16 protein-coding genes are annotated in these 25,078 nt (G+C 66.0%); 9 read left to right on the top strand and 7 right to left on the bottom strand.

Annotated features, from left to right (window positions below; genetic code table 11):
• Positions 1-37 precede the first annotated feature (37 nt).
• The 5 genes from E5673_RS05885 (at position 38) to E5673_RS05865 (ending at position 7,149) form a co-directional block, all read left to right on the top strand.
• On the top strand, positions 38-1,186 hold the full coding sequence (locus E5673_RS05885) for a glycoside hydrolase family 43 protein (RefSeq protein ID WP_136189293.1): 1,149 nt from the start codon (positions 38-40) through the stop codon (positions 1,184-1,186).
• On the top strand, positions 1,186-2,631 hold the full coding sequence (gene xylB / locus E5673_RS05880) for a xylulokinase (RefSeq protein ID WP_136189292.1): 1,446 nt from the start codon (positions 1,186-1,188) through the stop codon (positions 2,629-2,631). The genes E5673_RS05885 and xylB overlap by 1 nt, the downstream gene beginning before the upstream one ends.
• Before the next feature lie 6 nt (positions 2,632-2,637).
• The gene (xylA, locus tag E5673_RS05875) at positions 2,638-3,948 is read left to right on the top strand and encodes a xylose isomerase (protein ID WP_136189291.1); all 1,311 of its coding nucleotides are present in this window, start codon (positions 2,638-2,640) and stop codon (positions 3,946-3,948) included.
• A 113-nt stretch (positions 3,949-4,061) separates the two neighbouring features.
• The gene (locus E5673_RS05870; protein WP_210731812.1) at positions 4,062-6,203 is read left to right on the top strand and encodes a right-handed parallel beta-helix repeat-containing protein; all 2,142 of its coding nucleotides are present in this window, start codon (positions 4,062-4,064) and stop codon (positions 6,201-6,203) included.
• Between the two features lie 145 nt (positions 6,204-6,348).
• Positions 6,349-7,149, top strand: coding sequence for a FadR/GntR family transcriptional regulator (locus tag E5673_RS05865; protein ID WP_136189290.1), 801 nt, complete (start codon positions 6,349-6,351; stop codon positions 7,147-7,149).
• Positions 7,150-7,158: 9 nt separating this feature from the next.
• Here the strand turns inward: E5673_RS05865 and uxuA are convergent, their stop codons facing one another.
• The 5 genes from uxuA to E5673_RS05840 form a co-directional block, all read right to left on the bottom strand.
• Entirely contained in the window at positions 7,159-8,331 is a 1,173-nt protein-coding gene (gene uxuA / locus E5673_RS05860) for a mannonate dehydratase (RefSeq protein ID WP_210731811.1), read from the bottom strand.
• A 108-nt stretch (positions 8,332-8,439) separates the two neighbouring features.
• Positions 8,440-9,210 (bottom strand): FadR/GntR family transcriptional regulator, encoded by a 771-nt coding sequence (locus tag E5673_RS05855; RefSeq protein ID WP_247599660.1) that lies wholly within the window; start codon positions 9,208-9,210, stop codon positions 8,440-8,442.
• Between the two features lie 133 nt (positions 9,211-9,343).
• Positions 9,344-11,962: a glycosyl hydrolase 115 family protein gene (locus tag E5673_RS05850; RefSeq protein ID WP_247599602.1), complete on the bottom strand. Its 2,619-nt coding sequence runs from the start codon at positions 11,960-11,962 to the stop codon at positions 9,344-9,346.
• A gap of 252 nt (positions 11,963-12,214) precedes the next feature.
• Positions 12,215-15,481 carry a TonB-dependent receptor gene (locus tag E5673_RS05845; protein WP_136189288.1) on the bottom strand — a complete coding sequence of 1,089 codons (3,267 nt, stop codon included), beginning with the start codon at positions 15,479-15,481 and terminating at the stop codon, positions 12,215-12,217.
• A gap of 510 nt (positions 15,482-15,991) precedes the next feature.
• Entirely contained in the window at positions 15,992-16,744 is a 753-nt protein-coding gene (locus E5673_RS05840; protein ID WP_136189287.1) for a dienelactone hydrolase family protein, read from the bottom strand.
• Positions 16,745-17,027: 283 nt separating this feature from the next.
• On the opposite strand from E5673_RS05840, the gene E5673_RS05835 reads away from it, so the two are divergent.
• The 4 genes from E5673_RS05835 to E5673_RS05820 are packed head-to-tail and all read left to right on the top strand — an operon-like array spanning position 17,028 to position 23,057.
• On the top strand, positions 17,028-17,360 hold the full coding sequence (locus tag E5673_RS05835) for a hypothetical protein (RefSeq protein ID WP_136189286.1): 333 nt from the start codon (positions 17,028-17,030) through the stop codon (positions 17,358-17,360).
• 55 nt (positions 17,361-17,415) lie between these two features.
• A complete protein-coding gene (locus E5673_RS05830) occupies positions 17,416-18,678 on the top strand; it encodes a TolC family protein (protein ID WP_136189285.1) in 1,263 nt (420 codons plus the stop codon).
• Positions 18,675-19,829, top strand: a complete 1,155-nt coding sequence (locus E5673_RS05825; RefSeq protein ID WP_136189284.1) for an efflux RND transporter periplasmic adaptor subunit — start codon at positions 18,675-18,677, stop codon at positions 19,827-19,829. Before E5673_RS05830 ends, E5673_RS05825 begins: the two co-directional genes overlap by 4 nt.
• A gap of 3 nt (positions 19,830-19,832) precedes the next feature.
• Positions 19,833-23,057 (top strand): CusA/CzcA family heavy metal efflux RND transporter, encoded by a 3,225-nt coding sequence (locus E5673_RS05820; RefSeq protein ID WP_136189283.1) that lies wholly within the window; start codon positions 19,833-19,835, stop codon positions 23,055-23,057.
• A 580-nt stretch (positions 23,058-23,637) separates the two neighbouring features.
• On the opposite strand, the gene E5673_RS05815 is transcribed toward E5673_RS05820, so the two are convergent.
• Positions 23,638-24,348 carry a hypothetical protein gene (locus E5673_RS05815; RefSeq protein WP_136189282.1) on the bottom strand — a complete coding sequence of 237 codons (711 nt, stop codon included), beginning with the start codon at positions 24,346-24,348 and terminating at the stop codon, positions 23,638-23,640.
• 10 nt (positions 24,349-24,358) lie between these two features.
• Complete coding sequence (locus E5673_RS05810) at positions 24,359-25,018, bottom strand: response regulator transcription factor (protein ID WP_247599601.1); 660 nt, start codon at positions 25,016-25,018, stop codon at positions 24,359-24,361.
• Positions 25,019-25,078 lie beyond the last annotated feature (60 nt).

Below are 25,078 nucleotides of genomic sequence, written 5' to 3'. Positions count from 1 at the left end.
ACATCAGATGGTGAACATTAGGAAGGACCACGGACCGATGCGTTTCAGCCTCGCGCCTACGCTCGTCATTGCCGCACTTGCCGCAACGGGGACGATCGCCCTCGCCCAGACCAATGGGGGGAACGCCCCCTCGACGCCCGGGGCGAAAACCACGTCCGCCGGCAAGGAACCGCGCAGCCCCGACGGCAAGCGCTATCTGTCGCAGCCCCTGGTCACCAGCATCTACACCGCCGACCCCTCCGCGCACGTCTTCGGCGGCAAGATCTACGTCTATCCGAGCCACGACATCGACGTGAAGATCGCCGACGACGATCTCGGCAACCAATATGCGATGCGCGATTACCGCGTGCTGAGCATGGACCGCATCGGCGGCCCGGTGAAGGTCAACGGCGTCGCGCTCGACGTGAAGGACGTGCCCTGGGCGTCGCAGCAGATGTGGGCCCCCGATGCCGCCTACAAGAACGGCACCTATTACCTGTACTTCCCGGCGCGCGACAAACAGCTCGACAAGAACGGTCTCGGCACGTTCCGCATCGGCGTCGCCACCTCGAAGAGCCCGGTGGGTCCGTTCAAGGCCGATCCCAAGCCGATCGCCGGCAGCTTCTCGATGGACCCCGCAGTGTTCACCGACGCGAACGGCGCGAGCTACATGTATTTCGGCGGCATCTGGGGCGGTCAGCTCCAGCGCTGGAAGGACGGCAAGTTCGACGCCAACGGTTCGGACACCGATCTCGGCAAGGACGACCAGCCCGCGCTGTCGGGCAAGATCGCCAAGCTCAATCCCGACATGAAGAGCTTCGCCGAGACCCCGCGCGACGTCCAGATCCTCGACGAAGCCGGCAAGCCCGTGCTCGGCGGCGACCATGAGCGCCGCTTCTTCGAGGCGTCCTGGGTCTTCACGCGCGGCGGCAAATATTACTACACCTACTCGACCGGCGACACGCACTTCCTGAACTACGCGACCGGCGACAACCCGTACGGCCCGTTCACCTATCGCGGCCATATCCTGAAGCCGGTACAGGGCTGGACCAGCCACCATTCGATCGTCGAATGGAACAAGAAATGGTGGCTGTTCTATGCGGACACGCAGATGAGCAACAAGAACCACCTGCGCAACGTCAAGGTGACCGAACTCAAGTTCGCGCCCGACGGCTCGATCCCGACCATCGATCCGTTCGTCAACTGATGTTCCTCGGAATCGATATCGGCACCTCGGGTGTCAAGGCCGTGGTTCTCGACGAGCATGGCAGCGTGGTGGGCCAGGGTACCGCCGCGCTGACCGTGCAGCGGCCGCATCCGCTCTGGTCCGAACAGGATCCCGATGCGTGGTGGAAGGCGACCATCGCCGCAGTGCAGGCGATCGACCCGAGCGTCCGCCGCTCGGTGCGCGGCGTCGGGCTCGCCGGCCAGATGCACGGCGCGACCTTGCTCGACGCCGACGACAAGCCGCTGCGGCCCGCGATCCTGTGGAACGATGGGCGTTGCTTTGCCGAATGCGAGGCACTGGAGCGCGCCGTTCCCGACCTGCGCACCATATCGGGCAACATCGCGATGCCGGGCTTCACCGCGCCGAAGCTGCTGTGGGTGCGCGAGCATGAGCCCGAGGTCTTTGCGAAAATCGCGACGGTGTTGCTGCCCAAGGACTATGTCCGGTTGCTGATGACCGGCGACAAGGCATCGGACCTGTCGGACAGCGCGGGCACCTTGTGGCTCGACGTCGGTGGCCGCTGCTGGAGCGACGAGATCCTCGCCGCGTGCGGACTGACACAGGCGCAGATGCCGTCGCTGTACGAGGGCACGGAGATCACCGGCACGCTTACCGCCGAGGTCGCCGAACTGTGGGGCATGCCGCAAGTCCCGGTTGCCGCAGGCGGCAGCGACAATGCTGCGGGCGCGGTCGGGGTCGGCGTCGTCAAGGACGGCGATGCGCTGCTGTCGCTCGGCACGTCGGGCGTCATCTTCGTCGCGACCAACGACTTCCGCCCCAATCCGGCGCGCGCGGTCCATGCCTTCTGTCACGCGCTACCCGGTATGTGGCACCAGATGTCGGTCCATTTGTCCGCCGCATCGTGCATCGACTGGGTCGCGCGGATCACCGGTGCCGCCGGTGCTGCAGACCTGTTTGCGCGCGCCGAGGCGGCTGGTCCCGCCAGTGGCCCCGAGATCTTCCTCCCCTACCTCTCGGGCGAGCGCACGCCGCACAACGATCCGGAGGTGCGCGGCGCCTTCCTCCGCCTCGACAACGACACCGACGCCGGCCGCCTGTCGCAGGCGGTGCTCGAAGGCGTGGCGTTCGCGCTAGCCGACGGTCTCGACGTGTTGCGGGAGGCCGGCACGACGGTCGAGCGCCTCGCGGTGATCGGCGGCGGTGCCCGCTCGCGCTATTGGGGCCAGGTGATCGCCGCGGCGATGGAGGTGGAACTCGTCTACCTCCAGGGCGGCGAGGTCGGCCCCGCGCTGGGCGCCGCACGGCTTGCCCAGCTCGGCGTCGACGGCGGCGACCCCGCCGAGATCTGCGTCGCGCCTCCCGTCTCGCACACCATCGTCCCCGACCCTGCCCTCGTCTCGGCGCTCGCCGAGAAGAAGGCCGCGTTCCGCCAAGCCTATTCCCGCATCACCCCAAAATCGTAGGAAGCTTTGATGTCCGACTTCTTCGCCGATATCCCCCAGATCAAATATGAGGGCCCCGACAGCACCAACGAGCTGGCGTACCGCTTCTACGACAAGGACAAGATGGTCCTCGGCAAGCGCATGGAGGATCACCTCCGCTTCGCCGCGTGCTTCTGGCACACCTTCTGCTGGCCCGGTTCCGACGTGTTCGGCGGCGGCACGTTCGATCGCCCATGGCACCGCGGCGCCAACGACAGCGCCGCCGCGGCGATGAAGCGCGAGGTCGCGTTCGAGTTCTTCAAGACGCTCGACGTGCCCTATTACTGCTTCCACGACGTCGACGTGATGGCCGACGCCGCCAACATCACCGAGCACCGCAAGTTCTTCGCCGAAGCCGTCGATCATCTCGAACAGCTCCAGGCCGCATCGGGCCGCAAACTCCTCTGGGGCACCGCCAACCTGTTCAGCCACCCGCGCTTCGCCGCTGGTGGCGCGACCAACCCCGATCCGGAAGTGTTCGCGTTCGGCGCGATGCAGGTCCGCGATGCGCTCGAGGCGACACACCGCCTCGGTGGCCAGAACTATGTGCTGTGGGGCGGTCGCGAGGGTTACGAGACGCTGCTCAACACCGACATGAAGCGCGAGCTCGACAATTTCGGCCGCTTCCTGAGCCTGGTCGTCGAGCACAAGCACAAGATCGGCTTCACCGGCACGATCCTGATCGAGCCCAAGCCGTTCGAGCCGACCAAGCACCAGTACGACTTCGACACCGCTACGGTGTACGGCTTTCTCAAGCGCTATGGCCTTGAGAACGAGGTCAAGGTCAACATCGAGGCGAACCACGCGACGCTCGCCAGCCACACGTTCGAGCATGAGATCGCGACCGCCGCGGCGCTCGGGATCTTCGGTTCGATCGACGCCAATCGCGGCGATCCGCAGAACGGCTGGGATACCGATCAATTCCCGAACTCGGTCGAGGAACTGACGCTCGCCAATCTCGAGATCATCCGCGCCGGCGGGTTCACCACCGGCGGCTTCAACTTCGACGCCAAGGTGCGGCGCCAGAGCATGGACCCGGCCGACCTGTTCTACGGTCATGTCGGCGCGATCGACGTCGTCGCGAAGGGCCTGCTCAATGCCGCCAAGCTGATCGAAGACGGCCGCATCGATGCGATCAAGACCAAGCGCTATGCCGGTTGGGACGGCGAATTCGGTGGCGCGATCGGTGGCCTCGACCTCGCCGGCATCGCGGATCTGGCCGTCGAGCGCGACATCGACCCGAAGCCGGTCTCCGGCCAGCAGGAGCGGATCGAGAACCTCATCAACCGCGTCCTCTGATCGACGACCGCCCGATCCTGCGCTGCGGCGCGGGATCGGGCATGTCCCGACAGCGCGGCGATGCGCGTCGGCTGCCGACGCCGGCGGCATTCTGACCGACCGGGAGAGACGCGATGCCGACCCTGACACGTGCGGTATCGGCGATGATGCTGATGGCGACGGGATTCGCGACCCGGCCATCCTCCGCGCTCGCGCAGCTTCCGCCGCAACCGACCTTTCCCGTGATCGCGCCGCCCGCAGCGCCTGCGCGCCATCACATCGTCATCCCAAACCGCCCCGCTCCCGTGCCGGTCGTGCTCCACCTGTCGCCGAACGGATCCGACGCAGGCGACGGATCGACCGCGCATCCGTTCGCGACGCCCGCGCGCGCGCAAGCCGCGGTGCGACGCCTCAACCCGGATCACGACGTCACCGTGCGGATCGCGCCGGGCACCTATCGGCTGACCGCACCGCTCCGCTTCACCGCCGATGATGGCGGTCAGAACGGCTTCACCGTCCGCTGGGAAGGCGAGCCCGGCACGCGTCCGATCCTGTCGGGCGGCATGCCGATCGACGGGTGGCGGCTCGCCGATCGCGCGAAGGGCATCTGGTCCGCCGCCGTGCCGAAGGGCGCCGATCCGCGGCAACTGATGGTAAACGGCCAGCTCGCCAGCCGTGCCCGCATCGAGATTCCGCGCTCCGCCGTCACGTTCCAGACCTGGGGCCTCGACATCAAGGACCCGGCGTGGCGCGAACTCGCCTCGCTCCCCGACCAGCGCCGTATCGAGATCGAGGGCATGAGTTGGTTCACGCACCGCCACGCCGTCGTCGACCGCATCGAAGGCGGGTCGGTCGCAGCGGGATCGATCGAAGGCGCGCGCATCGTCATGCAACAGCCGGGCTGGCGCAATAATCTGATCGGCTACGACACGATCGCTCGGCCGGTCTCGGCCGAGGTCGCGCGCCTGTTCCTGGTCAATGCGCTCGCCTTCCTGCGCGAGCCCGGCCAATGGTATGTCGATCCCGAGGCGGGGCTGCTCTACTACAAGCCGTTGCCGGGCGAGGACATGCGCCGCGCCGAGGTCGTGATGCCGATCCTCGAACGACTCGTCGCGATCGGCGGCAGCTATGATCGACCGGTCCGCGACCTCCAGTTCCGCCACCTCGCGTTTCGCCACACCAGCTGGCTGCAGCCCTCGGGCCCGCAAGGCTATGCAAGCCAGCAGAGCGGTGCCTATCTGGCGGGCGACGTGACCGGTTATCCCGCTGATCCGATCCGCGATTGCAGCTGGGGATGCCCCGCGTTCGAGGCGATGCGCAACCGCTGGAACCAGCAGCCCGCCGCAGTGCAGGTGGCTGCTGCGACCCGTATCGTGTTCGACGACGACCAGTTCTCGCAACTTGGGCAGGTCGCGCTCGGCATCGGCAACAATCCCGACGCGAACGACGGCGACGTCGGGCTCGGCGCCGCGGCGATCGAGGTGACGCGCAACGGCTTCAGCGACCTCGCCGGCGGTGCGATCATGGTCGGCGGCATCCGTCCCGACGCGCACCATCCCTCGCGCCCCGAAATGGGCCTGCGCGACATCCTGATCCGCGACAACCGGATCGCCGGCGTATCGCGCGACTACAAGGAGCAGTCGGCTATCCTCGTCACCTATGCATCGGGGACGGTGATCGCGAACAACGACGTGTCGGACGCGCCGTATGACGGGATCGACATCGGCTGGGGATGGGGCACGAACGACCCCGGCGGCAGCGCGGAATATTGGCGGCAGCAGCGCGGCTATTACGACCAGCCGGGCAATCTGGTCTACGACACGCCGACGACGCTGCGCGACACGGTCGTAGTCGGCAACCGTGTGACCCGGGTCAAGCAGTGGTTTCCCGATGGCGGCGCGATCTATCATCTGTCCGCCGATCCGGGCGCGCTGATCGCCGACAACTACATCGCCGACGTCGCGGGTGCTGGCGGGATCGCGGTCTACCTCGACGAGGGATCGCGCTACGTCACGATCCGCAACAACGTGATCGACCGCGTCGGCGGCGTCTGGCTGAACCTCAACTCACAGGATTTCATCGCGCCGAAACGCACCGCGCTGGACAATCTGGCGATCGGCAACTGGTACAATTCCGGCCGGCTGCAGGGGTCGTGGACCGACTATCTGAACAACCGGGCGGTCGACAATATCAAGGTCGAGGGCGATGCCTGGCCAGCCGCCGCGCGCAGCGTGATCGACCACAGCGGCGTCCAGCCGGTGGACAAACAGCCCTGACGATCGCGGCCACCCACGCGGGTCGCACTATGCCGCGATGTATCGATTTCGGCCCGAATCCGCGCCTTCTGGGCCCCAGGACAGAAAATCTCTTATCGTCTCGCGATTGTCACGCGGCTATCACCCCGGTGATGGGAGCTTACCAATGACGAACTTCAATCCCGATCAGACGAGCCCGTCGTCGGATACGCCAATCGCGTCGGACGCGGCGATACCGTCGGAAAGCGCTACGCCGCCACGCCCGCCACGCGGTACGGGACGGCGGCTGCACGGCGCGATCGCGCACAAGCTGGGCACCGCGATCCTGTCGGGCGAGTATCTGCCGGGCGACACATTGTCGGGCGAAGTCGCGTTTTCGGAGGCGCTGGACGTGTCGCGCAGCGCCTACCGCGAGGCGGTCCAGGTGCTGATGGCGAAGGGATTGGTCGAAAGTCGACCCAAAACCGGTACCCGCGTGCTGCCGCGCAGTCGCTGGAACCTGCTCGATCCGGACGTGCTCGCCTGGGCGTTTGCGGGCGAACCCGACATCGACTTCGTCCGTGGACTGTTCGAGCTGCGGGCGATCGTCGAGCCCGCCGCCGCCGCGCTGGCCGCGGAGCGACGCGATCGTGCCGACCTTGCCGTGATGAAGGAATCGCTCGCCGCGATGCGCCGCCACACGCTGGCCACCGAAGCCGGCCGCGCTGCCGACCGCGAGTTCCACAACGCCGTGTTGCAGGCGACCCGCAACGACGCGCTCGTCGTGCTCAGCGCCAGCATCGGCGCGGCGGTCAGCTGGACGACGCAGTTCAAGCAGCGCACCCGGTCGCTGCCGCGCAACCCGATCCCCGACCACGTCCGCGTGTACGAGGCGATCGCCGCGAGCGACCCAGCGGCCGCCAACGCGGCGATGCGCAAGCTGGTGGACCTGGCGCTCGACGATACGCAGCTGGCGATGACGCGGTAGGCTCGGTTCCTACGCGGCGCCCCGGCCATGCGCGATACCCGTTTCCAGTCCGCGCAGTTCCGCCAGCCCGCGCAGCCGGCCGATCAGTGAATAGCCGGGGTTGGTCCGCTTGTTGAGGTCGTCCACCATCTGGTGCCCGTGGTCGGGACGCATCGGCAGCGACCGTCCGGTGCGTGCCTGCAACGCGACCAGCTCGGTCATGATCGCGGGCATGTTCGCATCGCCCTCCAGATGCGCCGCCTCGTGAAACGCGCCACCGGGTTCACGCTGCACCGATCGCAGATGCACGAAGCCGATGCGCTCGCCGAGCCGCCGGACCATCCCCGGCAGGTCGTTGTCCGCGCGCACGCCGAACGATCCGCTGCAAAAGCACAGTCCGTTGGCGGCCGACGGCACCGCGGCGAACAGCGCGCTGACGTCCGCCTCGGTGCTCACCACGCGCGGCAGGCCGAAGATCGGGAACGGCGGATCGTCGGGGTGCACCACCAGCCGGATGCCCTCCGCCTCGGCGACCGGACACACCGCCTCGAGGAACGCGACATGGTTCGCGCGCAACCGGCCTGCGTCGATGTCGGCATAGGTTCCGATCTGTTCGAGCAACTGCGGCGAACTGAAGCTCTCCTCGCTACCCGGCAGCCCGGCGATGATCGTCCGCTCCAGCGTCGCGCGCGCGGCATCGTCCATCGCCGCGAACCGCTCGGCGGCGATAGCGACGATATCGGGGGCGTAGTCCTGCTCGGCGCCCGGGCGACGCAGGATGTGGATGTCGTAGGCGGCGAGCGTATGCAGCTCGAACCGCAACGCCCGCGCGCCGTCCGGCAACGCCCAGCTCAGGTCGGTCCGCGTCCAGTCGAGCAACGGCATGAAATTATAGGTTACCACCTCGATGCCCTGCCCCGCCAGATTCCGCAGGCTGGCGACATAGGCCTCGATCAGCCGATCCCAGTCGCCCGAGCGCCGCTTCAGATCCTCGACGACGGGCAGGCTCTCGACCACTTTCCAGTCGAGCCCGGCGTCCTCGATCATCACGCGACGCGCGGCGATGGCATCGACGGTCCACACGTCGCCATTGGCGACCTTGTGCAGCGCCGTGACGATCCCGGTCGCGCCGGCCTGACGGATGGCGTTTAGCGGCACCGGGTCGTTCGGGCCAAACCATCGCATGGTCTGGGTCATCTTCATCAGCCGCTCATCCCCGTTTTCCCATGGCGATGCAGCCACATGCTCTCGATGTCGATAGCAACGATCGAATTGGTCTGACAACCTATAAGCGCGCGGTCGCCATCTGGATCAAATGGTCGGGACGCCGCCGTAACGCTGGCGAGTCGTCGCAAGCGCTAGTCGAGCCTGTTCCATCGCCATCTCTTCGGTCTGGAACAGGAGGTGGTCCATCACCGACGTCAGGTGCGCGCGCATCGCGCCCCGCGCTGCCGCCGCATCGCGCGCGCGCAAAGCATCAACGATTGCAGCATGTTCGGCGACGACCGGGCGCACCTTGGCGTTGCGCGCCTTGGCATGGAGAAGCGCGCATTCGGGCGACGTCGAGCGTAAATGCCACAGATCCTCGATCGTCCGGACAACGCCCGAATTCCGCGTCGCCTTGGCGATTGCCATGTGGAAATCGCGATCGGCGATCTCGGTGACTTCGGTCAGCAAATTCTCGGTCGTCATCGCCTCGACCAGTCCGTCGAGTAGGTCGATCTCGGCATCGGTGATCTGGACTGCTGCGAGCGCTGCCGCCTCACCCTCGAACATGATCCGCGCTTCGGTCAGTTCGAACGCGGTGATCGCGAAACCCGGCTCTTCGCCCTGCCCCGGCAGCCGGCAGACATACGCCCCGGAGCCGACACGGACTTCGATAAAACCTTGCACTTCCAGCGCGATGAGAGCTTCACGCACCGCCGGGCGACTGGCGCCGTAATCGATCGCCAGCTCGCGTTCGGCGGGCAGCCGATCGCCGATCGCATAGGTGCCGGCGACCAGTTCCTCGAACAGCCGCCGCGCCAGCCGCTGATACAAGCGATCGTTCGCGGGAGCGTCGTATTTTCCGACCGCGAACAGCGCGTTCTGGGAGGCGGGCTTTGCCACTGGACTTACCAATCTAATGTCTGCGTATTTGATGCTACTACGTCGCCCTTCCCAAGGAAACAGGCATCGTCGAATACCCTGAGGGATAGGCGCGCGGCGCGTTCCGTCAGGCGACGGGAACCGCACCGAGATAGGACATCGGTACCGGGATGGCCGCAAGTACCAGCTTCTGGAGCACCATATTGTCGTCCAGCCGCCAGATCTTGATCGTGTGACGGCCGCTAGCGACATCACCAAGGGCTGTCGACAATCGTACGCCATTGTCACGCACCGCATCCGCCCAGCGCTCCTTGGCGGCATTGTCCGTATCGCCTCCGGTCGGCTCGAGCACCGCGCGCAGGATCTGAACCGCACCGCCGTCGATCGACACGCCGATGCGCGATCCGTCATGACCGAACGTGTCGAGCGTCGGTACGAGGTACAGCGTCACGGTAGCTCGTCCCGCCTTCGCCACGGCGACATCGTATTCCAGACAGACGCCGTCACTCGCCAGCGTTGCAGGTCGACCTTGCGGCATCGCGATCATCGCCCCTGCCGTACGACCCAGATGCGGGATCGTCGTCCAGCGCAGCCCCTTGCCGTCGCGTGCGCGACTGAACGCGGGTGCTTCGAGGGCGACGATACCGGCCTGCGTCGCGGGCGTCGGAACGAAGACCGGCTGCTGCCGACGCTTTGCCTCAGGCGTATCGGCACCGACCCGGATGATGCTCGGCATGGTCTGTTTGGTGGGATCGTTCCAGATGACATAGCTCATATGGACCTGCGCCATCATGCCATCCCACTTGCCGCCGTTGATAGCGTGATACCGCTGCGTCAGTTCGCCGTCGCGGCGGAAAGCGGTTTCGACCTGGTCGGCAAAATAATTGGCGCGGGCGTCGTTCTTCGAGGCCAGCAGCCGGTTCCACGCGGTGCCGTAATACATCCGGTACAGGTTCGCGACCGCCGCCACGGGAAACTCGACCAACTGGTAATAGGCATCACGCTGATCCGGCCGCAGCGTGGTGCGAACTGTGATCATCCGTGCCTCCAGCGCGTCCCACCCTTCAACCATCGCGCCGAACTCGCCGCCATCGAGGCCCTTGGGGGTGACTCCGCCTAGCGGGAAACTGTCCTGGTCGATCAGTTCGGGCTTTCGGCGTGCGACATACTGGCTGTACTGCGTGACGATCTCGCCGATCGCGCGCGCCTGTTCGGGGCCGAACGTCGCCGTCGCCCATGCGCGCGGATAGTCGGCAACCGCAGCGGGGGTCATCGCATCCGGGTTCCAGGCCTGCGCCAGGAAGAAGCTCAGCGGATATTCCATCGGCTTGATATCGCCGACGTTGACGATCCAGATCTGCGCCGCACCACGCCGGTACGCGAGGTCCATCTGCTGCCAGGTCTTCTCGATCTGGTTGGTATTGATCCACTTGTAGTTGCGCGGACCGCCGACATAATCGAAGTGGTAATAGACACCGTAGCCACCCTCGCGCGGGCGCGCAGCAGGATCGGGCAGGCGGCGGATCTGACCCCAATTATCGTCCGAGAACAACAACGTGACGTCGTCCGGCACCTTCATGCCGTGATCGTAATAGTCCTGCACTTCCTTGTAGAGCGCCCAGACCTGAGGCGTCTCGGTCGCCGGTTTGCCGGTCACGTTGGCGATGATCTTGCGCTGGTCGGCGACGACGCGTTCGAGCAGCCCGGTCGCGGTGCCCTCGGCCATCGCCTCGTCGCCATCACCGCGCATGCCGACGGTCACGACGGAGTCGTAATGCTGGCCGCCGCCCTTCGCCATCATGCGCTCGATCCCGCCGCGCCAGAATTTTCGCAGGTTGGCGCCGTTCCTGTCGTAATCCCACGCACCGCCGGTGACGCCGCCATCTTCGTGACGATGCCATTCGGCCTGCGCGCGCAGCATCGGCTCGTGGTGCGAATTGCCCATCACCACGCCCATCGCGTCGGCCAGCACCATGCTCGCGGGGTCGTCGTCGGCGAACGCCTTGCCCCACATGGCGGGCCACAGATAATTGCCCTTCATCCGCAACAGCAGTTCGAAGACGTGCACGTACATCGCTGCGTTCACGCCACCGAACGCCTTCTTCGCCCATCCGCTGAGGCAAGGATCTTCGTCGTTGATGAAGAACCCGCGATAGCGGACCTTGGGCTGGTCACGCCTCGAGCCGGCAGGGATCAGCACGTCGCGCTGACGACGGACGGGCACGTCGGCGAACCAGTACCACGGCGAAACGCCGATCCGCTCGGATACGTCGTAGGTACCGTACACCGCGCCCCGCCGGTCGGACCCGACGATCACCAGCGCACGCGACACGCCCGGCATCGGGTCGTCGACCACGATCTGCCGAAACGCTTCCCATTCGCCGTGCAGGTCGGCAGCCGCGATCTTGCCCGCCGCCACGAGACGATCGATCAAAGCGCTGTGGCCCAGCACGCCTATCACGACGACGGGTCCTCGCACTGCTCCGCTCGTGCCTTCAATCAATCGCGCAGCAGTGCCGCTGACCCTCTCCAAATCTGCCGCAAAATTGGTCGCGACGTGCCGAACCGCACTGTCGGCGTCGGCATCGATCATGACTGTCGCCGGAATGCCCTTTTCGATCAAGGCAAACGCGGTCCGTGGGTCGGGCGCCGCATGTGCCTCGACAGCGAGCAAGGGCAGCGTCGCCAGCGCAGCGCCACATGCGGCACCACCCATCAGCGTACGGCGTGATACGGCCTGTGACATCGTCGTCTCTCCTGTCGTGAGCAGGCGGACAGCCCCATGTGAAACCCGCTGACTGCGCTTGGCGGACCTCGCATCGGCTATCCGTAGCCCGACCGCGCCCCCGTCGGGTCTTACCTGCTAAATCTCGCCGGCTGCGCTAGTATCGTCGAACCGATCTTGTCGATCATAGGTGCGATCGTAGACCCGGTCGCGACCACGTCTTGAGGTAAATACTAACGGTGCGATCGCATCACGACCGCACCGTCCGGTCTACTAGAAGGTCCCGCGCAGACCGACCAGGAACTGACGACCCGGCTTGTACTGCGTGAAGGTCGCATTCTCGAACTGGAAGTACGACCGCAACGTCGCATTGGTGAAGTTCGCGACATTGACCGTCAGCTGAGGCGCCCCGGCAAAACCGAAGATCTTGTCCAAGTCGAACGACGATGAGAAATCATACGTCGTATAGTCCGTACCGAACAATGCCGCTGCCGGAATGCCGTTCTGCGCCGCGCCGCTGTTCTGCGAGCCCTCGCGCGAGGTGGTCGACACCCGCAGCATCACACCGTGCTTTTCGTAATAGCCCGTGATGTTGTAGGTAAACGGCGCCACACCAAACGCGGTTGCCGCACCCTTGCTGGTCTGGTCGACGACCGTCGCATTGGCGTTGAAGCCGAACCCGGTAATGCCGATATTCTTGGTCAGGAAGTCGAGTGGCTGGACCCACTGGAATTCGAGCCCGTTGATGGTCAGCTTGTCCGCCACGTTGACCTGCGACGTGACCTGGACCTGCGCCGTGCCGGGGCCGCCGCGCGAGTTGATCGCGATCTGCTGCGTCGGGTTCAGCGTATCGTAGGTGATCCCGTATTGCGACAGGTTCGAGAACGGAACCGTGCTGATCGCGGTGTTCGTGAAGCCCTTGATCGACTTGCGGAACGCATTGAAGCTGACCACGCCTTCGCGGCCGGTATAATATTCGAAGCCCAGATCGATGTTCGTCGACATGTACGGCTCGAGCGCCGGGTTGCCGATCGACGCCTGATCCGCCGACGGTGCGCCGAAGTTCACGCCCGGCAACTGCGCCGACGGATCGGGACGCGTCATGGTACGCGATCCGGCGACGCGCACCACCGCGTGCTCGCTGACGTCGTAAGCGAAGGTCGCGGCGGGCAGCCACTTCGAATAGACGTTGCGCGTCGACACGATGCTGACGAGGTTCGGATAGCGGCTACCGTCCGGCAACGCGACGCCGGTCGCGGTCGTATTGCGGGGATCGGGCAACGACACGCGACCCGTGATCGTCTGGATCGTGTTGACGTAGCGCACGCCGACGTTGAACCGCAGCATGTTGCCGCCAAGGTCCTGTTCGCCGTTCACCGTGGCGAACGCAGACTTCACCACTTCGCGAATGCCGCCGCCGCTTGCGCCCGTGGTGGACGCGCCGCTTTCCGGCGAATTGTCGTGGTAGAAGTCATAGTTGGTCGCGGCTGCGAACTTCGGCCAGTCGACCGTCACGAAACCGGCCGGCCCTGGTGTCAGGTAGCTTGGGGCCGCCGAGTTGGGAACGAGCGAACCACCATAGGTTACCGGGCCGGTCATGCCCGCGGTCGATCCGGTGCCTAAGCCCGGATAGGTCGGGTAGCCGGCTGGGATCACGCCCGGCGCATTCAGGCCTTCGCAGGGCGGCTGCGAATTCGGCGAGGCTACGAACACGCTGGGATTATTGCCGCAAACCGCGTTCTGGTACGCCTGGCTGTTGTCGTTGCTGCTGATCCGGCGCGACACGTCGTCGAACGCGCCGCCGACCTTCAGGTTGAGGGCCGGCTTGCCCCAGGTCAGGTCGCCGCGCGCGCCCTTGCTCTTGTTGAGCCGGCGTTCGTCGGAGATGTTGACGCGGCTACCGGGATTCCAGCCGAAATTCGCCGGATCGTTCAGGTCCAGCGCGCTCTGGATCGTCGGGATGCCGCTGCCGTCGTTGGAATAGGTCACGGTGTTGCCGATACCCAGCGGGGTCGTCAGGCCGACCGATGGATTCTCGCGGTGGAAGGTCGAGCGCGCGTAGTTGCCCTGCAGGTTCAGCTTGAGCGTGTCGGAGATTTCCCACTCGCCGCCGGGGTTGATACTGAAGAGCTTCGTCGTCTCGGTGTAAGGACGGAATTCGTTGAAGAACTGCGCGTTGGCGAACGTCCCGCCGGTGACGACGCAGCCGATCGTGCAGTCGGCCTTGTCGAACGTCAGGTTGGTCGGGATAATCGCGCCGTTGCGGACGATCCACGCCATGTTCTCGCGCGTCAGGTCGTTCTTCTTGTAGCCGTACAGGCCATCCACGTAGAAATGCAGCGTATCGGACGGCTGCCATTCCGCACTGAGAATCGCGTTGATACGGTCACGCGGACCGCGAATGCTGGTCGAACGCCCGAGCCGCGGCAGCAACGCGTTGTCAATCTGTTGGATCGTCGCACCTGGGTTGTTCGCGAGCAGGAAATCCTGATTAATCACCGTGCCAGCGACCAACCCGGCGCCAGCGCCGGCCGGGACCAACCCGGGGATGGTCCAGTTGCCCCCGCCGGTGCCGTTGCAGCTCGCATTGTTGGCACGGCACTGGGCAGCAAGTGTTTGTGCAGCGGTTGGCGTGTTCTGCACGCCGTTGGTCGTACCGGCGATGCCGTTGGGCGTCGTCAGCGCTGGATTGGTATAGCCAATCGTCTCGAACCCGCGCGTGTCGGTGAACAGGCGCTGGGCGGACACGCCTGCGAGGATACCGACCTTGTCACCGCGCCAGCTGCCGATCAGCGAGCCGCGAGCACCGATCCGGTCCTCGGGCGACTGCTTCGTACCCTGCACGTTATACGCCAGGAACGAGGTCGCGCGATCGAACGGCCGCGCCGAACGGAGGTCGATGTTACCCGCCGCACCACCTTCGAGCAGGTCCGCGGTATAGCTCTTGTTGACCGTCAGCTTGGTGAACAGGTCGGTCGGGAAGAAGCTGAGATCGACCGAGCGATCGGTGCCCTGCGCATCGGTCGCGCCCGACGACGCCACCGCGATCGTCGCGCCGTTGAGCGTGACGTTCGTGAAGTTCGATCCGAGGCCACGGATCGCGACGTTCGTACCTTCGCCGGTCACGTCGCGCGTGATGGTGATGCCGGGGATCCGGTTGAAGGATTCGGCGATGTTGGTGTCGGGGAACTTGCCGATGTCCTCGGCGAAGATCGAATCCGTGAAGCCGGTCGCTGCGCGCTTCGCGTTCGTCGACTTGGCCAGGCTCGAACGATAGCCGGTGACGACGATGTCGCCGCTATCGGCCGCATCGATCGTGCCGGGGGTCTGGTCGGAGTTCGGCAGGGCCGCTGCTGGCGACGCGGCAGGCGCGGTCGGCCCGGCGGCGGCGGGCGCGGCACCTTGCGACGCCGCGGGTGCAGGGTCCTGCGTTGGCGGAATGGTCTGCGCCGCCGCAACGGTCGCCGACAGCGCTACCATCGTCGTCGCGCACAAGAGCGCAGCGCGCGTAAGACGAGGGGCCATTTTGAAAGGCGTCATGTTCAGGATCCTCTTGGAACCTCGCTGTCCGACTGGCGGCAGGAAGCGTCTCGTTGTTATGAAAGCTTGAAAAACGTCAGGTGCCGGGCGCTAGGTACTGCGCGACGTACTCCACCGGCTCGACCAACTGGCCGACGGGCATGCGACATCAATAGCGTTAAAAGCCATCCCCATTCCTCGTCACGCCCGTCTGTGCGGGTCCGTTGATAGCGCTATCTCACTGCTATTGGTCGACGAGTCAAGATGGTTCGGTTTTGCCAATATTACGGGGTCGGCTCTACCGGTTCGAGGCCTTGGACAGTCTTCAGCGACTTTTCAGCGGGTTAAGTCGTGGTACGACCGCCGAACGCGCATCGTCATCGTGTCGCAAATTCATAAATCGCTCCATCGACGGTTTACGGACGAAGCGTCGCAGAGAACGGCTCAGTCCAACTGGGGCACACCCGGCAGACAGCCGTCTTTCAATAGCGAAATCACGCGATCGCTACCGGTACACAAGGCGCTGGACCCTCAGTAGGAGGCAGACAGAACCCGCTGGAACAATGCGAACATCCAGCCGGTCGCCTGCGCGAACAGCGCCGCGTCGTACCGTGGTCCCTCGTCGCGCAGGAACGCGTGCGCGGCGTTGACCTCATGCCATTCATAGCGCGCACCGACCTCTTCCAAGCGCGCACGGATGAGTGCCCGGCCGGCAAACGGCACATGCGGATCGGCGCGACCGAAGACGAACAGCGTCTCCGCCTTCAGGTCCGCCATCCGCGCTAGGCTGTCGTCATCCTTGCCGAGCCCGAGCGATCCCGCATGGATATCGGTCGGATAAAAGCATGCCGCCGCCTTCACCCGTGGATCGAGCGCCCCGCGGTACGCCAGATGCCCGCCCAGACAGACGCCCACCGTCGCGAGCCGTCCCGTGCAGGCCGCGTGTCCGGCCAGAAAATCCAGTCCGGCGGTCGCATCGGCATCGAACGCCGCAACCGGCTTGGCGATCTTCAGCGCGTTGCCGCGATCCGTACCGGCGGTGTCGTACGCCAGCACGGTCCCGGGCGCTTCATACTCGTGATACACCTCGGGGACCGCGACACAGTAGCCGTGCCCCGCGATATACGCCGCCAGTCGCCGGATCGGCGCCGTCACCTGATAGATTTCCGAGAACAGCAAAACCCCGGGAAACCGCCCCTCGATCGCCGGGCGAAACACATGAACCCGCATCACGCCGCCATCGGCTGAGGGCAGATCGACGAATTCGTCGCTGGAGATGATCATGGCGCGGTATCCCGATAGAGCTGCCCAGCCGCGCTACCGCATCGCCGGGGCTCGTTCACGGGAAATCCGGCGTACGCCGCCAATGCACGCGGCCGGTGTCGATGCTTCGACCGGAATTTGGCGAGATGGGTCTCGTCGATACCCATCACGGCACCAGAAGAGCCGAATTCGAAATCTGCAGCAACTATGCCACGCATCTCGTGTCCAGGCGTAACGCCTGCTCCGCCACCGCTTCACCACGACGCCCGTTACAGCGGCGCAGGCATCTGCTATTCGGTCGGCGATGCGTAGGCTCCTGCCCTTCCTTGCCTGTCTGATGCTCGTACTGACCACATGGGTCGGGGTGGCGCATGCGGCCGAGGTTGGCGGTTGCATCGAGACCAGCCAGTACGAAGCTGCTTTGCATATCGATAGCGATGGCGATCAGGTCGCGGCCGATGCCGACAAGGGCTATCCGCATCATCACGGCAGTTGCCACGCGCACCATATGAGCGCGCCGGACTCCGACGCATTGGACGGCATAACCGGTCCAACCGGCGCCACGCTCGCGTCCTCCGACGGCGCGGCGCTGGTCGGGCGGAACGCCGACACCGCGCTGAGACCGCCCCGGGCCTGACACGTCGATCAGGTGCGCGATGCGCGCCCGCGTCTACTTCGTCAGGAGCATTCCCATGCATCGTATTCTCGCGGCTATCGTGGCCGCAGGCGCCTGCGCATCGTCGCTGCAGGCCCAGACCCGTCCGCCGGTTTTGGCGGAACCGGTCCTTACGCTCGCCGAGGCGCTTGACCGCGCAGGCGCGTCGTCGCCCTTCCAGGATGCCGCATCCGCCGGCGTTCGCGCGGCCGAAGCGCAGCGCCGGGTCGCTGCGCTTCGGCCGAACCCGTCGATCGTCGCCGAGACCGAGAACGTCGCGGGGTCCGGGATCTATCGGGGCCTGCGCTCGTCCGAAACGACGCTGGGGTTGGCGTTGCCCCTGGAACGCGGCGGCAAGCGGCAGGCGCGGATGGCACTCGCCGACGCGCAGATCGGCCGCGCAGGTATCGCAGCAGCGATCGCGCGCGCCGACCTCCGACTGCGGGTCACGCAGGCGTATGTCGTCGGGGTAACCGCGCAACGTCGTGTAGCGGTCGCGCGCGATCAGATCGGGATTGCCGCCGAAGTGCTCCGCGCCGCCAAGGTGCGGGTGCAGGCGGGGCGCGCCTCACCACTGGAGGAACAGCGCGCAGACGTAGCGCGCCTTGCGGCCGAGGGCGTTTTGGAACGGGCGGACCGTTCAGCCGCCGTTGCCGGGACGAACCTTGCCCGGCTTATTGGAATGCCGGTCGGCGCGCTCGACGACTCCTGGTTCCAGCTGGTGGACGCGCTGGGCCCCCTCCAGCCATCCCGTTCGACGGGCACACTCATCGCCGCGGCAGCCCGCGCGGATCTCGACACCGCGACCGCGCAGGTGCGGCTCGCGCGCAGCCAGCGGGTGCCGGACCTGACGCTCAGCGCCAGCGCCCGACGGCTCGAACAGACCAACGACACCGCCGCCGTCTTCGGCGTCTCGATTCCGCTAACCGTCTTCAACGGCGGCCGATCTGCGGTTGTGGTCGCAGACGCGCAACGCGACCAGTCGGACGCGCTGCGCCGCGTGGCGTTGCTCGATGCCGAGCAGGACATCGCCACCACGCAGGCTGAGGCCGCGAACGCCGCGACTACGGCGCGCAACGCGACCGGGCCGGCGCTCACAGCCGCCGTGGAAGCTGTGCGGATCGCGCGCATCGGCTACCGCGAAGGCAAGTTCGGGCAGCTCGACCTGCTCGACGCGGAGCGGACGCTTCTCGACACACGGACGGCCGCGATCGACGCGCTTGCCGCCTATCACGACGCACGTGCGCGCCTCGAACGGCTGACTGCCGAAGCGCCGATTGCCAAGGACACCGACCGATGAACCGCACCATTTTGCGCGCGATCGCGCCTGCCGCTGCCGCCTTGGCATTCGCAGGCTGTGGCCCCTCCCCCGACCCGGCGCCCTCTGCCAACGCGGTGGCAGGCGAGGATCGAGAGAAGGCTTCCGGCGATCCCACGGTCGCGACCCTGTCGGCACAGCAGATCGCCGACGCCGGTATCGAGGTCACGCGCCCGACCGTCGGCGGCGTCGCCGGCGCGATCGAACTGCCCGCGACGATCGAGGCCGATCCGCAGGGCGTTCAGGTCGTGGCCGCGCCGATCGGCGGCAGGCTGGTCTCGCTCACCCGCAACCTCGGTCAGTCCATCGGCCGCGGCGGGACACTGGCGATCATCGAGAGCCGCGAGGCAGCCTCGCTCAACGCCGAGGTCGAGGCGGCCGGTGCGCGGTCCGCGCTTGCCCAGTCGAACCTACGCCGCGAACAACGGTTGTTCGCCGAACGCGTGTCACCTGGGCAGGATCTCGTCGCCGCCCGCACCGCCGCAACCGAAGCCAACATCGCGCTCCGACTCGCGCGGCAGCAGCTGTCGGCCACGGGTGGCGGAGGCGGCGCACTCAACCGCATTGCGGTACGCTCGCCGATCGCCGGCCAGGTGATCGCCCGGTCGGCCACGCTCGGGCAACAGGTCGCGGCCGACGCCGAAATCTTCCGCGTCGCCAACCTCGCCAAGGTGTCGGTGACGATGTCGCTCATGCCCGCTGATGCCGGCCGCGTGAAGCCGGGTGCACGTGTGGAAGTCACGTCCGCCGGCCGCCGCCAGGATGGACGCGTGACCTTCGTCTCGCCGATCCTCGACGAAACCACGCGCCTCGTCCCCGTGATCGCGACGATCGACAATGCAGGCGGCCTCTGGCGCGTCGGCGAGAATGTCGGCGTGTCGGTGCTTCTCCCCGCTAGCGGGGACCGCAGCATCGTCGTGCCCTCGGCCGCCGTGCAGATGATCGGTGACCGGCCACACGTCTTCGTCCGCACCGCGACCGGCTTCCGGGCGACGCGGGTGACGCTCGGCCGCACCAATGGCGGCGCGGTTACCGTGACCGCGGGCCTGACCGGCGAGGAGCGCATCGCCTCGACCAACTCGTTCACGCTCAAGGCCGAACTCGGCAAGGGCGCGGCGAAGGACGAGGACTAGACCATGCTCTCGCGTATCGTAACGCTCGCCGTCGAGAAGCGCTGGCTCGTCCTCCTGCTGACGCTCGCCGCCGCGCTCGCCGGAATGTTCGCCATCCAGCGGCTGCCGATCGACGCCGTCCCCGACATCACCAACAACCAGGTCCAGATCAACATCCGCGCACCCGCACTGTCGCCCGACCAGATCGAAAAACAGGTCGCCTTCACCGTCGAGACCGCGCTCGCCGGCATCCCCGGCCTAGACTACACGCGGTCCTTGAGCCGCAACGGCTTCGCGCAGGTCACTGCGGTGTTCGACGAAAAGACCGATATCTACTTCGCGCGGTCGCAGGTGGCGGAGCGGCTGCGGACCGCCGAGGAGGACCTGCCGGACGACGTGGTGCCCGAGATGGGACCGATCGCCACCGGTCTCGGCGATATCTTCATGTGGACCGTCGAATACCGCGAGCTCGATCAGGTCCGCCACCGCAACGGCGAGCCCGGCCTGCAGAAGGACGGCAGCTACATCACGCCCGAAGGCGACCACCTCGTCAGCGAACCCGACAAGGCGACGTATCTGCGCACCGTGCAGGACTGGATCGTCACCCCGCAGCTGAAGAGCAGCGCGGGCCTTGCGGGGGTCGACAGCCTCGGCGGCTATACCAAGCAGTATCTCGTCGTCCCCGATATCCAGCGGATGGCGGCGATGAAGATCACGCTGAACGACCTCGCGATTGCGCTCGAACGCAACAACACCAGCGCGGGTGCGGGGGTCGTTGACCGTAACGGCGAGGGTCTCGCCGTCCGCGCCGACGGTCGGATCCGCAACGCCGACGAGCTCGCCCGCACCGTGGTCGCGACGCGCGAGAGCGTGCCGATCCTGCTCAGCCAGATCGCCACCGTCCGCACAGGCCAGGCATTGCGGATGGGCTCGGCGTCGGAGAACGGCCACGAGGTCGTCGTCGGCACCGCAGTCATGCGGATCGGCGAGAACAGCCGCACCGTCTCGACCGGCGTCGGCACGCGGCTACAAGAGATCGGCCGGGCCCTGCCCGTCGACGTCGTGGTGAAGCCGGTGCTTAACCGCACCGACCTCGTCAATTCGACGATCGCGACCGTCGCCCGCAACCTCGCCGAGGGCGCGGTGCTGGTCATCGTCGTGCTGTTCGTGCTGCTCGGCAATTTCCGCGCCGCGCTGATCGCCGCGCTGGTGATCCCGATCACGATGCTGCTGACAAGCACCGGCATGCTGAAGGCCGGCGTGTCGGCGAACCTGATGAGTCTGGGCGCGCTCGATTTCGGGCTGATCGTCGACGGCGCCGTCATCATCGTCGAGAACGCACTCCGCCGTTTGGGCGACGCGCAGCACGGCCGCAGCGAGCCACTGCCTCTGCGACAAAGGCTCGATCTGGTCGCGGCATCGGCGCGCGAGATGATCCGCCCCTCGGTCTACGGGCAGGCGATCATCATTCTCGTCTATGCGCCGCTGCTCACCTTCACCGGCGTCGAGGGCAAGATGTTCGAGCCGATGGCGCTGACCGTCATCATCGCGCTCGTCTTCGCCTTCATCCTGTCGATGACGTTCGTCCCCGCGGCGATCGCGATAGCGCTCAGCCGGCCCGTCGACGAGAAAGAGAGCCGGATCATCGGCTGGCTGCGTCGCCGCTACGAACCGGGTCTCGGCAAGGCGATGCGCCGCCCGAATATCACATTGGGCATCGCCGTCGGCGCGCTGGCGCTGGCGGGTGTCGCCTTCACCACGCTCGGCCAGGAGTTCCTGCCGCAGCTCGACGAGGGCAACATCCTCGTCCAGGCGGTCCGCATCCCCGGCACCTCGGTCGACCAGAGCCAGGCGATGCAGTTCCAGGTCGAGAAGCTGCTCGCGCGCCAGCCCGAGGTCCGCTTCGCCTTCTCGCGCACCGGCACGTCCGAGATCGCGAGCGATCCGATGCCGCCGAACGCCACCGACACCTTCGTCATCCTGAAACCCAAGGCGGAATGGCCAGACCCGAGCCTCGCCAAGGAAGCGCTCGTCGCGCGAATGGAGCGGCAACTCTCGGCGCTACCGGGCAACGCGTACGAGATTACCCAGCCGATCCAGATGCGTTTCAACGAACTGATCGCCGGCGTGCGCGGCGACATCGCGGTGAAAATCTTCGGCGACGACTTCGGCGGCATGAACGCCGCCGCCGACCGTATCGCCGACATCCTGCGCAAGACCCGCGGCGCGGTCGACGTGCGCGTCGAGCAAACAGAAGGCCTGCCGATGCTCGACATTCGCCCGAACCGCATGGCGATGTCACGCATCGGCGTCACCGCGGGCGATGTGCAGGACACCTTGGCCGCCGCGATCGGTGGACGCGAGGCCGGCATGATCTTCGAGGGCGATCGACGTTTCCCCGTCGTGATCCGCCTGTCCGAAGCGTCGCGATCGGACCTTACCCAGGTCGCGCAGATCCCCGTCCCGACGTCGGCAGGTGGGTTCGTGCCGCTGTCGACCGTCGCCGACATCGCAGTCGTCGATGGACCCAACCAGATCAGCCGCGAGAACGGCAAGCGCCGCGTGGTCGTCCAGGCCAACGTCCGCGACCGCGACGTCGCCGGCGTAGTCGCCGACGCGCGCGCCGCGATCGACGCGCTGGTGACGATGCCGCCCGGTACCTATGTCGAATGGGGCGGGCAGTTCGAGAACCTCGCCTCCGCGCGCGACCGCCTTATGCTCGTCGTGCCAGTCTGCTTCGCGGTCATCATGCTGCTGCTGTACGGCGCGCTCGGCTCGGTCCGCGACGCTGCGATCGTGTTCACCGGCGTGCCGCTCGCGCTGGTCGGCGGTGTGCTCGCGCTCGTGGTTCGCGGCATGCCGTTCTCCGTCTCTGCTGCGGTCGGGTTCATCGCACTGTCGGGGATTGCCGTGCTCAACGGTCTGGTGATGGTGTCGTCGATCCACGACCTGATGGCGCGCGGCATCGACAGGGCACGCGCCGCGCACGACGGCGCCTTGGCACGACTGCGACCGGTGGCGATGACGGCACTGGTCGCCAGCCTCGGCTTCGTACCGATGGCTCTGGGACATGGAGCTGGCGCCGAGGTGCAGAAGCCGCTCGCGACCGTAGTGATCGGCGGCCTGATCTCGGCCACGCTGCTGACGCTGTTCGTCCTGCCGACGCTCTATGCCCGCTTCGGCGGCTGGACGGCGAGACTAGAAGGTTCGGATGCTCCGACGGTGCGAACACAGACATCATCGGGATAGCTCTGCTCGCAATCTAGTCGCCGAGTTGCGGGATGAGGTCGGGCTCGGCGACGACGAGATCGCGGTAGACGCCGAACTGCGCCTGTTCCCGACACTGGCACGACGTCACTGCCGCGCTCCAGCGTGTAAAGTACCGTCCGCACTCGCGCGCCTGGCCAACGCACAATGCCTGCGCAATTCTCGGCGGACAAAGTCTTCGTGCGGTCTGATCCAGACCAAATGGAAGGCGTTCGATGAAGATCACATACCTGGTCACGAGTATATGCGCGGCGATATCTCTACCTGCCGTGGCGCAAGTCCAGCAGCACGCACCGGAACCAACACAGATGGAGTCCCAGGACACGCCTGCTGAGCCGAGATTCAGCGGCTTCAAGATCGGTGCTGATACCGACTGGAGACGAACAACGGTTCACTATGACCTGCCACACCTATCCTCTGTCATCGATCGCAGGAAAGACGGCATTGGGTATAGCCTGCATTTGGGCTACGATAACCAAGTGGGCCAAAGCTTCGTCATAGGGTCCGAAGTTGCGATTGGACGCAGCGATACCAATCTCTCGGCCGACGAGGCATTGGGCGTCTACACGCTGAAACCGCGCTGGTCGCTCGATGTTTCGAGCCGTGCAGGATTACTCGTCGAACCACAGATACTGCTGTACGGCCGCGTCCAGCAGCGACGATGGGCATCGATCCGTCCCGCCTCCTCCGCGATCCGGTTCACCCCCGCGAGCGATCGCCTGACGATCCACGGCGTGACCACCAGCGAGACCAGCGCCAGCAGGACGATGACCATGATGCTGAAGAGATTGGACGCGATGAGTATCGAGACCGTCAGTTCGGCCAGCTTGCCGTGCGCAAGGATCGTCAGCTTGCCCACCGGCGAAACCTCCTGTCGAATGACCGCGGACAAGCCATAGGGTGGCGCCCGGTCCCGGATCTGCATGTAGGAAAGCCGGTGCAGCGCACCACCGAAATGCGCGTATGGCGGCGGTACCTGGCCAAGGGTGACGTTGCGCCCGCGATCGTCTTCCGCGACGAACCAGAGACCGGGCGTCTCCACGCGCAGTCGCGCCAGTTCCGGTGTCGGGCGCAACGTCATTCGGCCATCGGCGTGGCGAACGATCGACTGCGCGATTACGCCGGTGATCGTCTTCTCGGTATACGCGACGTTGCTGCTCATCCGCATGAACACGAGGATGATCACCGAGAGCATGATGGTCAGCGTCGCGAACTGGATCAGCATCGGCTTGACGATCAGCGCGCGCTTCAGCGACGGTGGCCGCGCGTTCACGACGACGCCTTCAACAAATAGCCGACGCCTCTGATCGCGTGGATCTCGACTCCCGCACCCGCTTCGGCCAGCTTTCGACGAAGACGCGATTGTGGGAGTCGAGCGTGTTCGACTGTACCTCGTCATCGAACCCGTAGACCCCCTGCTCGAGCGACTCCCGCAGCACCGTTCTGCCGCGACGCTTGACCAAGGTCGCAAGGACGCGAAGTTCGCGCCGGACGAGGTCGAGCCTGACGCCTGCAACAACGGCCTCGTCGTTGGCGACATCGAAGACGAGCGCGCCCACCCGGATTTGCTCGACGGCCAAGTCCGCGGGGCGACGCCTGACCGCGCGAATGCGGGCGAACATTTCCTCAAGCGCGAACGGCTTGATGAGGTAGTCGTCGGCGCCCTCGTCCAGTCCGGCAACGCGGTCCGATATTTCCCCGCGCGCGCTCAGCACGATAATGGGAAGTCTGGGATTGCCGGCTCGCAGCGACGGGACCAGCGAGAGCCCGTCGCCGTCCGGCAGGGTCCTGTCCAGCAGGACGAGATCATAGGCCACCGACCGCGCCGCCTCCCGGGCCATCGTCAACCGATCGACGTGATCGACGACAAAGCGTTCTCGGGTGAGAGAGCGACACAATGCCGCAGCGAATTCGACTTCGTCTTCGACGATCAGGATTCTCACCAAGGGACCTTATGAAGACGGGCTGCGACGCCGAACCGCCGCTCTACGCGTTCCCACCAG

The sequence above is a fragment of the Sphingomonas sp. PAMC26645 genome (genome assembly GCF_004795835.1).
In the GTDB taxonomy this organism is placed as follows: domain Bacteria; phylum Pseudomonadota; class Alphaproteobacteria; order Sphingomonadales; family Sphingomonadaceae; genus Sphingomonas.
The sequence above is the reverse complement of the archived record's forward strand: the minus strand, read 5'-3'. Positions and strand labels throughout refer to the sequence as shown.